Source organism: Stenotrophomonas sp. TD3 (genome assembly GCF_001939825.1).
Classification (GTDB): domain Bacteria; phylum Pseudomonadota; class Gammaproteobacteria; order Xanthomonadales; family Xanthomonadaceae; genus Stenotrophomonas.
Window position 1 is genome coordinate 620,536 of record NZ_MOYM01000003.1, and the last position, 14,003, is coordinate 634,538.

Annotated in this window: 13 protein-coding genes; 4 read left to right on the forward strand and 9 right to left on the reverse strand. The window is 67.7% G+C overall.

The window, feature by feature from the left end:
- Positions 1-35 precede the first annotated feature (35 nt).
- Entirely contained in the window at positions 36-704 is a 669-nt protein-coding gene (locus tag BKE09_RS22385; RefSeq protein WP_206120597.1) for an alanyl-tRNA editing protein, read from the forward strand.
- 68 nt (positions 705-772) lie between these two features.
- Here the strand turns inward: BKE09_RS22385 and BKE09_RS22390 are convergent, their stop codons facing one another.
- The 5 genes from BKE09_RS22390 to BKE09_RS22410 all read right to left on the reverse strand — a co-directional run bounded on the left by BKE09_RS22390 (position 773) and on the right by BKE09_RS22410 (position 6,216).
- The gene (locus tag BKE09_RS22390; RefSeq protein WP_075678351.1) at positions 773-1,051 is read right to left on the reverse strand and encodes a DUF3325 domain-containing protein; all 279 of its coding nucleotides are present in this window, start codon (positions 1,049-1,051) and stop codon (positions 773-775) included.
- Complete coding sequence (locus BKE09_RS22395) at positions 1,048-2,658, reverse strand: PepSY-associated TM helix domain-containing protein (RefSeq protein ID WP_075678227.1); 1,611 nt, start codon at positions 2,656-2,658, stop codon at positions 1,048-1,050. Before BKE09_RS22395 ends, BKE09_RS22390 begins: the two co-directional genes overlap by 4 nt.
- Positions 2,655-2,954, reverse strand: a complete 300-nt coding sequence (locus BKE09_RS22400) for a DUF3649 domain-containing protein (RefSeq protein WP_075678229.1) — start codon at positions 2,952-2,954, stop codon at positions 2,655-2,657. The genes BKE09_RS22395 and BKE09_RS22400 overlap by 4 nt, the downstream gene beginning before the upstream one ends.
- A 52-nt stretch (positions 2,955-3,006) precedes the next feature.
- A complete protein-coding gene (locus tag BKE09_RS22405) occupies positions 3,007-5,184 on the reverse strand; it encodes a TonB-dependent siderophore receptor (RefSeq protein WP_075678352.1) in 2,178 nt (725 codons plus the stop codon).
- A gap of 195 nt (positions 5,185-5,379) precedes the next feature.
- Complete coding sequence (locus BKE09_RS22410) at positions 5,380-6,216, reverse strand: siderophore-interacting protein (RefSeq protein ID WP_075678231.1); 837 nt, start codon at positions 6,214-6,216, stop codon at positions 5,380-5,382.
- A gap of 168 nt (positions 6,217-6,384) precedes the next feature.
- On the opposite strand from BKE09_RS22410, the gene BKE09_RS22415 reads away from it, so the two are divergent.
- The gene (locus tag BKE09_RS22415; protein WP_075678233.1) at positions 6,385-6,999 is read left to right on the forward strand and encodes a TetR family transcriptional regulator; all 615 of its coding nucleotides are present in this window, start codon (positions 6,385-6,387) and stop codon (positions 6,997-6,999) included.
- 93 nt (positions 7,000-7,092) lie between these two features.
- On the opposite strand, the gene BKE09_RS22420 is transcribed toward BKE09_RS22415, so the two are convergent.
- The 4 genes from BKE09_RS22420 to BKE09_RS22435 all read right to left on the reverse strand — a co-directional run bounded on the left by BKE09_RS22420 (position 7,093) and on the right by BKE09_RS22435 (position 10,636).
- Positions 7,093-8,019: an ABC transporter six-transmembrane domain-containing protein gene (locus BKE09_RS22420; protein ID WP_075678235.1), complete on the reverse strand. Its 927-nt coding sequence runs from the start codon at positions 8,017-8,019 to the stop codon at positions 7,093-7,095.
- A gap of 200 nt (positions 8,020-8,219) precedes the next feature.
- A complete protein-coding gene (locus BKE09_RS22425; protein WP_075678353.1) occupies positions 8,220-9,296 on the reverse strand; it encodes an ATP-binding protein in 1,077 nt (358 codons plus the stop codon).
- 3 nt (positions 9,297-9,299) lie between these two features.
- Complete coding sequence (locus BKE09_RS22430) at positions 9,300-10,016, reverse strand: response regulator (RefSeq protein WP_075678354.1); 717 nt, start codon at positions 10,014-10,016, stop codon at positions 9,300-9,302.
- 53 nt (positions 10,017-10,069) lie between these two features.
- The gene (locus BKE09_RS22435; RefSeq protein WP_240502980.1) at positions 10,070-10,636 is read right to left on the reverse strand and encodes a hypothetical protein; all 567 of its coding nucleotides are present in this window, start codon (positions 10,634-10,636) and stop codon (positions 10,070-10,072) included.
- Between the two features lie 236 nt (positions 10,637-10,872).
- Between BKE09_RS22435 and BKE09_RS22440 the strand changes: the two genes are divergently transcribed.
- Both BKE09_RS22440 and BKE09_RS22445 read left to right on the forward strand, forming a co-directional pair.
- Positions 10,873-12,054, forward strand: coding sequence for an efflux RND transporter periplasmic adaptor subunit (locus BKE09_RS22440; RefSeq protein ID WP_075678237.1), 1,182 nt, complete (start codon positions 10,873-10,875; stop codon positions 12,052-12,054).
- Positions 12,055-12,056: 2 nt separating this feature from the next.
- Positions 12,057-14,000 (forward strand): MacB family efflux pump subunit, encoded by a 1,944-nt coding sequence (locus BKE09_RS22445; RefSeq protein WP_075678239.1) that lies wholly within the window; start codon positions 12,057-12,059, stop codon positions 13,998-14,000.
- Positions 14,001-14,003 lie beyond the last annotated feature (3 nt).

Consider the following 14,003-nt stretch of genomic DNA (forward strand, 5'->3'; position numbering starts at 1 on the left):
CGTTCGTACGCCTGCACCGTGCTAGCGACCATGGATTGGAGGTCACGATGACGATCAAGGCATTCTGGGACGATCCCTATCGGCTGCGCCATGAGGCGCGGGTCAGCGCTGCCTTGGGTGATGAGGTCCGGCTGGACGAGACCATCTTCTTCGCGTTCTCCGGCGGCCAGGAAAGCGACGCCGGCTCCATCGGCGGCCATCCGGTGCTGGAGGCGCGCAAGGATGGACTGGACATCGCCTATCGATTGCCAGAGGGGCATGGCCTGCGGGTAGGCGATGCGGTCACGGTCGAGATTGATGGCCCGCGCCGCTACGGCTTGATGCGCCACCATTTCGCAGCAGAGATGATCCTGCAGCTGATGTATGCGCTGGAGCCGGGCATCGAGAAGGTGGGTGCGCATATCGGCCCGGCAAAGGCTCGCATCGACTTTGCGAGGGATGGCAGCATTTCGTCCCTGTTCGAGGCATTACAGTCCAAATCCGCTGCGCTGGTAGTAGCAGACTTGCCGATCATTACTGCCTTCTCCGATGAGGCCAACCACCGCCGTTTCTGGAAGGTGGAAGGCTTCGCGCAGATGGGGTGTGGTGGCACCCATCCACGCCGGACCGGGGAGATCGGCACGCTCTCGCTGAAGCGGAAGAACCAGGGCAAGGGCGTGGAGCGCATCGAGATCACCCTGGACACCCGGCCGCTTCCGGCATAGCGCAGGCGGCCGCATGCCACTGTCGCCCGTTGATGCCGCGTTGCATCGGTGCCCACCAAGGTGGGCATCTACCGATTCCACCGCCCATGCGCCACCATCGCCAGCACCACCACGCCAGCGGCGACGCTGGTATGACCGGACAGCGCGGCCAGACCAGAACCCACGCCCAACCCGCGCATGGCAAACACGGCACTGAACACCAGCAGCGCCCAACCAACGGCGCGCAGTTGTTGGACGGCCTGCACGCTCAGTGTGCGGCGCAACACATCGCGCTGATGCCGCTCCATCGCCAGTGCCAGGCAACCGAACGCGGCCAGTGACAGCACGAACAGAATGACGTGGATCATGCGCTGGCCTCCGGTACGGCCGTGCGTGTTGCGGCCGGCGTGCGTGCGCGCTTCACCTTCGGTGCGTGCTTCCAGGTGCGCCACGCCAGCATTGCATGCAGGACGGCCAATGCCAGCAGGGTCAGGTCGGTACCGGCAAAGGCCCAATCACCTGCGGCCAGGGTGCGCCACAACGGATGTGCCGTCGTCATCGCCGTCAGCAAAGGCAGTAGCGCAAGCATCAACGCACCCAGCGCGAACTGTTCGATCCACGCACGCTTGGGTGTGCGCAGCGTGGCATGAGCGAACATCGCCGCCCAGGCCAGGAAGAACACATGCACCTCCCACGCTGCGCGCCCATCCATGGCAACCGGCAGCAGGCGGTTCGCCCACAGATAGGCCGCCATCGCCACGGACAGGCCAGCCACCGTGGCGATGTTGAGCCGCTCCACCAACCGGAAGCCGAAATAGGGCCGTTGCGGATCGGGCAGCTGGGCACGGCGCTTGACCGTCCACAGCACCAGCCCGGTGCCGACCATGGCGGTGCCGGCCAAGCTGACGACGAAGTACAGCCAGCGCAGCGTGGCGTCGGCAAAGCGCCCCAGATGCAGGCCGTACAGCACGCCCTGGGTATCAGCAGCGACGCCCGAGTGCTCCTTGATCTGCAGCAGCTGCCCGCCGCTGCCATCGAACAGCAGGTAGTTCGGCGTGGTCGAAACACGGCTGGACTGCGCGCGCACAACGGCGACACGTGCGTTCTCGTCGCCCGGGTTCTGCACCTGCACTCTGCCCACCGTGCCGGTTCCCCAGCGCTGTTCGGCCTGCCGCACCAGTGCGCTGATGTTGGTAAGTGGAGCGGCGTGCCCCGCGGGCTTCTGCGGCGGCAGGAGCAGCCGCATCTCGCTGACCACCTCGGCCTGCTGGCGCTTGTCCGGCAGTTTGGACAGCCCCCACGGCATGTACAGCACCGCCAGCATCACCAGGCCGCTCCAGGTAATCATGAAGTGGAAGGGCAGGCCGAGCACCGACAGCGCCGCGTGACCATCCAGCCACGAGCGCTGGCCCTTGCCCCAGCGGAAGGTGAAGAAGTCGGTGAAGATCTTCTTGTGGGTGATCACGCCGCTGACGATGGCCACCAGCATGAACATCGCGCACAGGCCGACGATCCAGCGGCCCCACATCGCTGGCATGTAGTGCAGATTGAAGTGGAACGCATAGAAGAAGTCGCCACCGCCGGTATCCCGCGCCTGCAGGGGCGCACCGGTGCTGGCGTCGAACAGGCCCGAGTCGAAGCCATGCCGGCCGCGTCCACCCGGGCTGGCCCACATCGCCGACACCCATGGCATGCGCGTGCTCGGCAGGCTCAGGTTGATCTGGCTGGCCGCAGGGGTGTCGGCCATGATCGCCGTGACGGTACGCTGCGCGACCGTAGCGGCGTCCGGCAACGTGGAGGGCGTGGCGATTTCAGGACGTGTGTAGCGCGAGAGCTCGTCGCGGAAGTAGCTGGCGGTGCCGGTGAGGAACATCGCGTACAGGATCCAGCCGGCGAGCAGGCCAACCCAGATATGCAGGTCGGACATGGTCTGGCGGATGCCGCGTGGCTTGGGGGTGCGATCGGCCTTGCTCATGCGCCCGCTCCCTGGCCGACCGTTTGCGCGACCAGCCACAGCGGCAGGGCGATCACGATCAGGCCGATCCATGCGCGCCACGCCGAGCGTACGGCGAACACCCAGACCACGGCGCCGGCATACAGCAGGAAGCTGGCCAGCATGCCGGTGAACACGGCTTGGCGGCCATCGATGGGCAGCGCCAGTGTGGCGATGCTGCATAGTGCGGCCAGCACATAGCCGCCGAACAACGCGGCGATGATGCGTGAGACCAGGGGCAGCCAGGCCAGCACGGAAGCGGTACGGGAAACGGTCAAGGCACTTCTCCAGGGCACCACGCGCCATGGCGTGGTGCCCTTGAAACGAGGATCAGAAATCGACGGTGGCCGACAGCACGGCGGTGCGTGGCGTGCCCAGCCCGGAGCCGAGGCTGCCCGCCCAGTACGCCTTGTTGGTCACGTTCTGCACGATGGCGCGCAGGACCAGCGGATGGCCGGCCGCCTGCGTCGCATAGCGGGCACCGAGATCGAACACGGTGCGGCCCGCCACCCACTGGCTGTTGTCAGCATTGATGTAACCCTTGGACAGGCTGACCGCGTTGCCGGTGAGGGTGAGGCCGGCCACGGTCGGCACGTCCCATTCGACGCCCAGCTTGCCCTGCCATTGCGGGGTGGCCGTCGCCAGCCGGCCTTCGTTGATGCCGCCCTGGGTGCGGGTCAGCTTCGGCTGCAGCCAGCCGATGCCGCCCAGTACGCGCAGCTGTTCGGTGGCCTGGCCGAACACGGTCCATTCCACGCCCCGGTTGCGCTGCTGGCCGCCGAACGAGAACACGTTGGTCGCCGGGTCGGTATAGGCGCCGGGCTTTTCGATCTCGTACACGCTCAATGCGCTGGCCAAGCGGCCGAAGTCGAACTTGGCACCGACCTCACGCTGGCGGGTCTTGAACGGCGGGAACACGTCGCCCGCGTTGGCGGCGGTTGCCGGGGCGGTGCTGCCCTGGCTCAGGCCTTCGATGTAATTGGCATACAGTGACAGGCGGTCGCTGGCCTTGAACAGCAGTGCACCGGCCGGTGTGTTGGCGCTGGCGTCGTAGCGTGCGGTGCGCTTGCCCGTGCCGCCATCGAAGGTATCGCTGAGCACGGTCTGGTGACGAATGCCCAGAGTCAGCTGCACGCGATCATCGATGAAGGACAGCGTATCGGCGATGCCGAAGCTGGTGGTGCGCACTTCCGCAGTCTTCGGCAGCGCCGCATCACTGAAGCTGCGGTCGATGGCCGGGCCCCACTGTGGGTCGTACAGGTTGGTCACCCAGTCGCGGGCAAGCAGGTTGCGCTTGAAGCCGAATTTCTGGTCGTGCTGGTACCAGGCCGCACTGATCGCCAGCGCGTGATCGACCGCGCCGGTGCGGAAACGCGCCGTCAATCCGGCTTCGGCGGTGTCCTTGCTGTAGATGAAGCGCTGGTGGGCAAAGTTGTTGCGGAAATCGCCGGCGGTGTTGGTGATCAGCGTGGTGGCGCTGGCGATGGAATCGAAATCGGTATGGCCGTGGCCGTAGCTGGCGTGCGCCTGCAGGTGGTCAGTGATGTCGAACGACCAGCGCAGCGCGGCGGCCGAGTCCTTGACGGTGCTGAAGGTCCAGTCCGGTGCGAACAGGGTGCTGGCTCTCGGCGGGCGGGGCACGGCGACGCCGGGCGCCAGCGATACACCGCGATTGAGGCCATCCACATGGTCGCGGCTGCTGAACAGGTCCAGCGACACCTGCGAGCGCTCACCACGCCAGTCCAGGCCGAGCGATGCGAGCTGCGCCTTGTGCTGCTGGTGGTCGGTGGCGGTGTCACCATCGCGATGCACGGCATTGAGGCGCACGCCGAACTGCTGCTTGGCACCGAAGCGACGGCCAACATCCAGATGGCCGCCAAACTGTGCGTCGCTGCTGTAGCTGGCCGTGAAGCGGGTCAACGGTGTATCACCTGCGCGCTTGGGCACCAGGTTCACCGCGCCACCCACCGAACCGCCCGGCGGCATGCCGTTGAGCAGTGCCGATGGCCCCTTGAGCACTTCGATGCTCTCGGCCAGTTCGGGGGTGACGCGGTAGTAGGGGATCAGGCCGTAGAGGCCGCCGAATCCGATATCCGACGAGGCAACACTGAAGCCCCGGATGTTGAAGTAGTCGGTGATGCCGCCGCTGGAGCCACTGCTGTATACGCTGGGGTCGGTCAGCGCGATCACCCGTACCAGATCCGGTGCCTGGATGTTCTCGATGAACCCGGCGGTGTAACGGGTGGTGTTGAACGGGGTGTCCATGAAGTCGAGCTCGCCAAGCAGGCCAACGCCACTGCCGCGGGCGACCTGGCCGCCGGCGTAGGCATCGGTAGGCGCGGTCTTGTCGGCGCGCACGTTCACCGTGGGCAGCTGGCGGGCCCCATCGGGCGCCTCGTCGGCGTGGGCGGCGGTGGCGATCAGCAGGGTGGGCAGCAACGCGGCACGTGCGGCCAGGGACAGCGCCGAGCGGCGTGGGAGGGACAGGGTTCGCAGGGGGAAGGACATGGCGGTTCTCGTGTGGTCGGTCGTGCGATCGGCCAGCGCGGCGCCGTCGGTGACCTGCAGGGGCAGGACGACGCGGGCTGTGGAATGGCTGGCAGAGGGCACGGCGCTGCCGCTGTGGCAGTGCTGCACGCGAGGTGCGTGGGCGATCTGTGGCTGGGTGGAACGAAGCGCGGGGCGCGGATGCTGCGGGGTGGATCAGATGTCGTCGGCGAGGTCGTCGAGGTCCTGCAGGCCACCGCCGCGCGCCAGCACGCGCTCGTAGTTGCGGCAGCGACGCTGGTCGGTCTCGGTGGTGGTCTCGCCACGCTTCCAGTAGCCGGCCACGGCAACGTCGCTGCGTGGCAGGCCGACCGTGTCGATGAAGTGGCGGCGCAGGGCACGCATTTCCTCGCGCTCGCCGGCCGCCCAGACCGTGCTGCCGGGTTCCGGCTGCAGTTGGCGCGCCCGCTGCAGCAACGGCGCGTCACCGGTGACGAGGCGGTGCACGCGGACGCCTTCGATGGCGGGCAGTTCGTCTACCGGGAAAGCATCATCCGAGGCGATCCAGGCCTGCGCGTGCAGGCCGGTGGGCCACTGCTGCAGCAGCGCAAACAGGGCCGGGATGGCGCTCGGGTCGGCGAACAGCAGGGCGCAGGTGCCTTCGCGCTGCGGCACCTGCAGATGGGGGCGCGGCCCGGTCAGATCGAAGGCATCACCGGGACGCAGCGCACGTACCCAGGCCAGCATCGGCCCCGGCGCCTCGTGCAGCACCACGTCCAGCGTGAAGCGGCGCGTCTGCGTATCCACGCTGCGCACGGTGTAGATCCGTGACACATCGCCGAACGTGGCACCCAACTGGATGCGCACGGCGGTGTTGGCACGCTGCCAGCGCGCGGGTTCTGCATGTTCCGGCAGCTGGACCACGAGGCGCAGCAGGCTGGCGCACGGCTGCGCAACCGCGACCACCTGGACCTGCAGCGCCTGCAGGCCGCGATCGTGGTCGGCGCCGCGCAGCGGCCCGGCCGGGGTGATGGAAGTGGGGGACGCGGACATCGACAACGATCCTGGACACTGCAGATGCGAATTAGTTACATCATAGTAAACTAAATTGATCGCGCCGCAACCCGGCTTGTCCAGCGGGCGCAGGATGCGTTGACCACTGCGTCGCTGCGCACCACCATGACAGCCCTTGCCCGCGCACCGCGCAGGAACCGTTACCGCATGGCTGCACCGAAAAAGACCACTGCCCGTGGGCGGCCGCCCAGTATCACCCGCGAGCGCATCGCCGACGCCGGCATTGCCATGACGCTGCCGGGGCTGAGCTTCGTGGGCGTGGCGGCGGCGCTGGGGGTCAGCCACATCGCGCTGTACAAGCATGTGGCGAATCTGGCGGCACTGCGCGAGCTGGTGGCCGAGGCGATCTTCGAGCGTTGGCAGGCACCGCCGCTGGATGCCGCGGGCCGGTGCAGCATCGAGGAGGATCTGCGTGCGTTCCAGCGTTCACTGCGGACGCTGGTGGACGCTAATCCGGGGCTGGCGCCGTTCCTGGTCAGCCACGGCGCGAAGACGCCGGAGATGCTGGCGCGCATCCAGCGCCACCATGCCGAATTCAGCCGGGTGCATGGCCTGCCGCTGGAGCAGGCGGCGTGGCTGCTGTCGACCGTGGCCTATCACGCCGTGGCGTTGGCCGACACCGTGTACTCGCAGCATGCGGTGGTGGATACCACGCGACGTCCGTTGGATCGGCAGGCGCAGGAGGCCGAGTTCGACCGCGGCATGGAAGCGTTGATCATCGGTGCATTGGCGATGTGCGGGCGCACGGCAGCCTCCGGGTAACCCCCATTCCAGGTTGGCGCCGTTGCCGTGGTAGTGGCCAACCTTGGTTGGCCCCGCGATGTAGCGTCGCCCACCCGGGTGGGCATCTACCGGTCAAGCGGCGTCCTTGCGCTCCGCATCCTCCATGCCCGGGCTGACCCGGCGGCCGATGTCCTTCAACCGCGCCAGCTGATCCACCATCGACGGTGCATCATCCAGGCTGCCGACGAACGTCCACAGGTAGGTCATCACCGCGTACACATGGCCCGGGGTCACCCCGTCGGTGGTGGCGAGACGGCCGATGGTCAGCGCGAACAGGACCGCCGCCGCCGCGCCAACGACCACGAAGGCACCGGCTTCGCGATCGGAGAGCAGGATGCGCAGCCGCGACAGCGTGGTGTAGTGGCGACGCAGCACCGAGGGGCTGACCCGGTCGACCAGGCGGATCTCATGTTCCAGCCGGTTGTTCAGGCGTCCATGCAGCTGCTCGTTGCGGCGTGCGAACGATGGCAGCAGCAACAATGCACCCAGCAGTGCGACCAGGCTTGCAGCGCCCACCAGCGGTTCGATCGCCAGCAGCATCGCCGCCGCACCGAACATCGATACCAGCGCGGTGGCGATGATCGGCACGTGCTTCTCGAAGAAGTCGACGAATTCACGGGCCAGCACAACGCGTGCGGCCGAGGTGGAGGTGGCCTGGCCCAGCCTGCGCTGCGCCTGCACCACGTTCACCGCCAGGTCGGCATAGATGCGGGTGAAGGTACGGGTATCGACCGCACGGCGGGCAGCACCGACCAGCCAGAACAGCAGCACCACACCGGCGTAGGAGATGGCGTGGCCGATGTTGCCGCGGATGATCGCGTCCACCGCGAAGCCGGCAAACAGCGGATACGCCAGCAGCAGCGCGTTCTCCAGCGCCACCAGCGAGAAGGTGCCGGTGAGCTGCCAGGGGTAGGTGCGCAGGATGGCCTTGAGGGTGGCGGCCGCGTTCTGCTGGCCGATGCTGCCGGCGGCGGCCGCAGGATCGTGCGGGTGGTTCATGGGGATGCCTGGGTGGGTCGGAGACAGGGCAGGGGGCCGGATACCTGTCGCCTCCCTGGTCACGCCCAGTATCGGCAGCCCTTTGGAGCGGGCATGGAGGGACGATGGAGATTGCGTGGAGGAACCGGCACCGTTCAGCGATGCGAATGCCCACCAAGGTGGGCCGCTACGAGAGCCGCGCCCGCTGCAACGTTGTGCCCTCAACGACGCGCATGCACCGGCCAGCAGATCTCGAATGAACTGCCGCCACGTTCGGTGGCCCGGCATAGCGCCGTTCCGTGATGGGCCACGGCAATCGCGCGCACCACCGCCAGGCCCAGCCCGGAGCCACCGCTCTGCCGCGAACGCGAGACATCGGTGCGCTGGAACGCTTCGAAAATGCTGTCACGCAGTTCGTCCGGCACGCCGGGGCCACCATCCTCCACCGCCACCGTGCAATGGCCCTGCGCCAGCGTGACGCGCACCCGCAGCGGGCAGGGAATGGCGTGGCGACGCGCGTTCTCCAGCAGCGCCAGCACCGCCTGGCGGATGCGTGCCGGATCGCAGTCGGCCAGCGACGGCCGTGCGTCCAGCGTTACCGAGAACCCGCTTTCGGTCAGAGCCTCGGACATCGCTTCCACCACCGCGGCCACCTGCACGCTGACATCGCTGCGCTGCAGGCGCAGGTCCAGATGGCCACTCTCGGCCAGGCTGACCACGCGCAGGTCCTCGATGATGCGGGTGAGGCCCTCCAGCTGGGTGAGCATGCTGTTGAACTGCTCCGGGCCCGGCTCGAACACGCCTTCGGCGATGCCCTGCAGGCGGCCGCGCAGGATGGTCATCGGCGTGCGCAGTTCATGTGCGATCGCTGCGTTCCAGAACACCCGGTTCTCCGACATGCGGCTGAGCCGCTCTGCCATGGAGTTGAAATCGCTGACCAGCGTGGCCGCTTCGGCCATCGTGGTGTCACCGCCGCGCGCACGCGCCTCCAGATCGCCGCTGGCGACCCGGCGCAGGCTCTCGGCCACCGAATTCAACGGGGTGATGATGCGGCGGGTCAGGCGCGAGGCGACCAGCGTGGCGAAGATGACGACCACGGTGGCGGTCAAGCCGATCCACAGCCATTCCAGCCCGGACGGCATGATCGTTTCCGGCTCGTCATACCAGCGCGGGTAAAACACCTCCATCAGGTAATAGAACAGGTAGAAGCCGCTGATCGAAAGCACTGTCGAACACAGCGAGGCCACCGTGATGGACAGCGTGATCTGGCGTCCGATGCTCTTGCCTTTGGGATTCATCATTCAGTCCAGGAAACGGTAGCCAACGCCGCGGATGGTGGCGGGAATGCCGATGACGCCCACATCCTCCAGCTTGCGCCGCAGTTTGCTGACATGGCTGTCGACGGTGCGTTCCTGCGCATCGCCTTCGGGCAGACAGGCGTGCAGAAGGTCCACCCGCGCATGCACCTGCCGCGGCGCGCGCGCCATGTGCACCAGCAGCCGGAATTCGGTGAGGGTGAAGTTCAATGCGTGCACCTGCTCGCCGTTGCGCACCGTTACTTCGTGGCTGCGCAGGTCGATCTCGAACGGGCCCTGGCGGATGAGCCCGTTGGGCTCTTCGACCACGGTGCGGGAACTCCGGCGCAGCACGGCCTGGATGCGGGCGACGATCTCGGCCGGATTGAACGGCTTGGCCACGTAGTCGTCGGCGCCGACGCGCAGGCCGGTCAGCTTGTCCACGTCCTGGTCGAGCGCGGTGAGCATGATCACCGGGGTGTTGCCGCGGCGCCGCAGTTCGCTCAGTACCTGCCAGCCGTCCAGTTTGGGCATCTGCACATCCAGCAGCACCAGGTCCGGGCGCAGTTGGCGGTGGCTGGCGAGCGCCGCCTCGCCGTCGGCGGCGCGTGCGCTGCGCAGGCCGGAACGGGCCAGGTAGGCGCCGAGGATGTCGGCGATTTCGCCTTCATCTTCGGCAATCAGCACCAAGGGGGGCTGTCGGTTGCGGAGATCGTGTTTCATTGCGTGCTGCGGGTTCGAGGCCAGGACAGACAAGGGCGGGATCAGGGGCAGGGTCATCGTCGGTATTCCAGTTCCTGCGCCTCTTCATTGGCAGCCCAGGCCAAGGTGGCCAGCACCAGCGTGCGCTGCAGGCTGGGTTCCAGCGCACCCGCGCCGCGCAGCTGCTGCAGCATCAGGGTGGACGCCGCCGTCGGCAGCTTGCTCCAGCGCGAGGCCATGGGAGTGGCGTTCACCCGGGCCTGCAGCCGCGAGGCCATGTCCACGATGGTGCGCAGGCGCACTGCCAGCAGGGCGGCGACCACGGCGGTGGCAAGGGCAAGCAGCAGATGCAGGGTGACGTTGGCCGCCGGGTGCGTTGTCGCCCAGACCGCCAGGCCGATCAGCGCCAGCGCTGCGAGGGAACCGGCGCGGCGGGTGCGGCCGGGCCCATCACTGCGGAACCCCACCAGTGCGGCGGCCCCGAAGCCCGCCAGCAATGGCAGTACCGGATACGGCGCGACCCACATCCATGTGCTGGTCGATGCCAGCACCAGTGCAATCAACCACGGCGAAGGCGCACACCACGCCAGGTAGGCATGGCGCACATCGATGGGTGGCAGGTCTGGGTAGGAAGGGGACACGGCAGGCTGGCAGTCGGCGAGGCCGACGAGGCTAGCGACCGTTGATGGAGACTCGGTCGAGATTGTGTCGAGATTGCGTGGATGCGGGCTGCCACGTTCAGGCGCGGGGCTGATGCCTGAACGGCCGCGGCGCCTCCATGCAATCTCCACAGTGGCTCCAAGAAACGTCCATCGGTGGCTTCCAGACTGTGGTTTCGGCGGTCGCATGGGGCGACTGCACGCAACCGGGCGTTTCGATGAGCAACCGCAGGACCTGGATCATTGCCGCCGCCGTGGCCTCGCTGGCCGCCGGCGCTGGATGGTGGGCGTTTGCCGACGGTGATGATGCCGCGCTGATCACCGCGCCGGCAAGGGTGGCGGACCTGGAGAAGACCGTACAGGCGGTCGGCCGGGTCCATCCGAAGGAACTGGTGGCGGTGGGTGCGCAGGTGTCCGGCCAGGTCAAGCGCCTGCATGTGGTGCTGGGCCAGCGCGTGCAGGCCGGCGATCTGATCGCCGAAGTCGATTCGCAGCCACAGCGTATCGCGCTACGCAGCGCCGAGGCGGCCACCAACACGCTGCGTGCCCAGCATGCCGCCAGCGAGGCCCGCTATGCGCAGGCCAGTCGTGCCTACCAGCGCCAGTCGCAGCTGGTGGCATCGCGCCTGGTGTCTCAGGAAGGCTTCGAAGCCGCGCGCGTGGCACGCGATGCGGCGCGTTCGGAGGTGGCCGCGCTGCAGGCGCAGATCGACCAGGCGGTGACCCAGGTCGAAACCGCACGGATCAATCTGGGCTATACCCGCATCGTGTCGCCCAGCGATGGCTACATCGTGGCCATCGTCACCAAGGCCGGGCAGACGCTGAACTCGATGCAGACCACGCCGACCATCGTGATGCTGGCGCAGATGGATACGATGACCGTGCGTGCCGAGATCGCCGAGGCCGATGTCGAGCTGGTGGCGCCCGGACAGGCGTTGTGGTTCTCGACATTGGGGCCGAGTGGCCGCCGCTATGAATCCCATCTGCAGCAGCTGGAGCCGGCGCCATCCTCGATTGCCGACGTCGCCTCCGGCAGTGCGGGCGGCTCTGCGCAGACGCCGAAGGCGGTGTACTACGCCGGCCTGTTCGATGTGGCCAATCCTGGCCTGAAGCTGAAGCCTTCGATGACGGTGAAAGTGACCCTGCAGCTGGCGCGGGTCGCAAACGCGCTGCAGGTGCCTTTGACGGCGCTGGCCGGGCCGGATGACAAGGACGGCAACCGCGGCACCGTGCGTGTGCTCGATGCCAAGGGCCGCCCCCAGGAGCGTGCGGTGACGACCGGCCTGCGCACCGCCACCGCCGTGCAGATCCTGTCCGGCCTGCGCGAGGGTGAGAACGTGGTGGTCGGCCAGGCACCCAGCGGCGCTGAGCCGGAAGCCGCCAGCCTGTTGGGGATGTGAGCATGACCGACGCACTGCTGGAACTGCATGGCGTATCGCGCGCCTATCGCTCGGCCGCCGGCGAGGTGGTGGTGCTGAAGGACGTTTCGCTGCGCATCGATGCCGGCGAGTTCATCGCCATCATTGGCCCCTCGGGCTCGGGCAAGTCCACGCTGATGAACATCCTTGGCTGCCTGGACCGGCCGACCGAGGGCAGCTATCGCGTGAACGGCGAGGCCACCGAGCAGATGGCGCCGGACGCGCTGGCACGCCTGCGCCGCGAGCATTTCGGCTTCATCTTCCAGCGCTACAACCTGATGGAGAACCTGAGTGCCACCGAGAACGTGGCGCTGCCGGCGGTCTATGCGGGCGTGGACGCAGAGACGCGTAATGCGCGCGCACGCACGCTGCTGGAAACGCTGGGGCTGGGCGAACGCACCGGGAACCGGCCGAGCCAGCTGTCCGGTGGCCAGCAGCAGCGCGTGTCCATTGCCCGTTCGCTGATGAACGGCGGCGCGATCGTGCTGGCTGATGAGCCGACCGGCGCGCTGGACCACGCCAGTGGCCAGCAGGTGATGGCAGAGCTGAAGCGCCTGCACGCGCAGGGCCATACGGTGATCCTGGTGACGCACGACGCAGCGATCGCCGCCAACGCGGCGCGGGTGATCGAGATCGCCGACGGCCGGGTGGTGGCCGACCGCGACGAGCCAGGGTTGCGTGCTGCGACCTCGGGACGCGCGACCGAGCGCGGCGAGTCGCCGGTCACCGAGCGCCGCGCACGCATCGATGCGGTCCGCGAAGCCGCACGCATGGCTGTGCGCTCGATGCTGGCCCATCGCCTGCGCACACTGCTGACCATGCTCGGCATCATCATCGGTGTCGCGGCGCTGGTGACCGTGATTGCGCTGGGCAAGGGCGCACAGGCGCAGGTTGAATCACAGATCAACGAACTGGGCGCCAGCACGCTGGAGATCTTCCCGGGCGCCGATTTCGGTGACCCGCGTTCGGCGGAGATCGAGACCCTGGTGGTTGGCGACGCGGACCATCTTGCGGCGTTGAGTTACGTGGACAGCGTCAGCCCGAACCTGAGCGGATCGGTGGCGGCGCTGCAGGGCAACCGGCGTGCCAACACCCAGGTGCTCGGCGTAGGGGCCGACATGCCGCGCGTGCGTGGGCTGCGGCTGAAGGCCGGCCGCTTCTTCACCGACGCCGAAGTCGATGCACACCGTGCAGTGGGCGTGGTCGACCAGAAGGCCGCCAAAGCGCTGTTCAACGGCAGCCCGATCGGCAGCACGGTGCTGCTGGGCGGCATGCCGGTGGAGGTGATCGGTGTGGTCGGGGCCAATGCGTTCGCGGGGGGGGCAACCCCGACGGTCTACGTGCCGTACACCTCGGCAGCCTCGCGGTTGCTGGGCAGCCAGCGCCTGGAGAGCATCACCGTGCGCGTACGCGACAACGTGCCCACCAATGCCGCCGAGGCCTCGCTGGGCGCCGAGCTGGAGCGCCTGCATGGCCGCCGCGATTTCTTCATCTACAACGCCGACCAGATCCGAAAAGCCGTGATGAAGTCCAGTCAGACCATGGCCGCGTTGGTCTCCGCCATTGCCGCCGTGGCGCTGGTGGTCGGCGGAGTGGGGGTGATGAACATCATGCTGGTCTCGGTGAAGGAGCGCGTGCGCGAGATCGGCGTGCGCCTGGCTGTGGGCGCGCGGCAGGGCGACATCCTGCGCCAGTTCCTGATCGAGGCCGTGCTGATCTGCCTGTTCGGTGGCGTGCTGGGGGTGCTGTTCGCGTTCGGGGTGGGTGCGCTGTCCAGCCTGCTGTCGCTGGGTGTGCCGTTCCTGTTCACGGCGGGCCCGGTGATGGCTGCACTGGCGTGCTCTTCAGCCATCGGACTGGGCTTTGGCTATTTCCCGGCACGCAGCGCGGCGCAGCTGGACCCGATCCAGGCGCTGGCGGCGGAGTGAGCG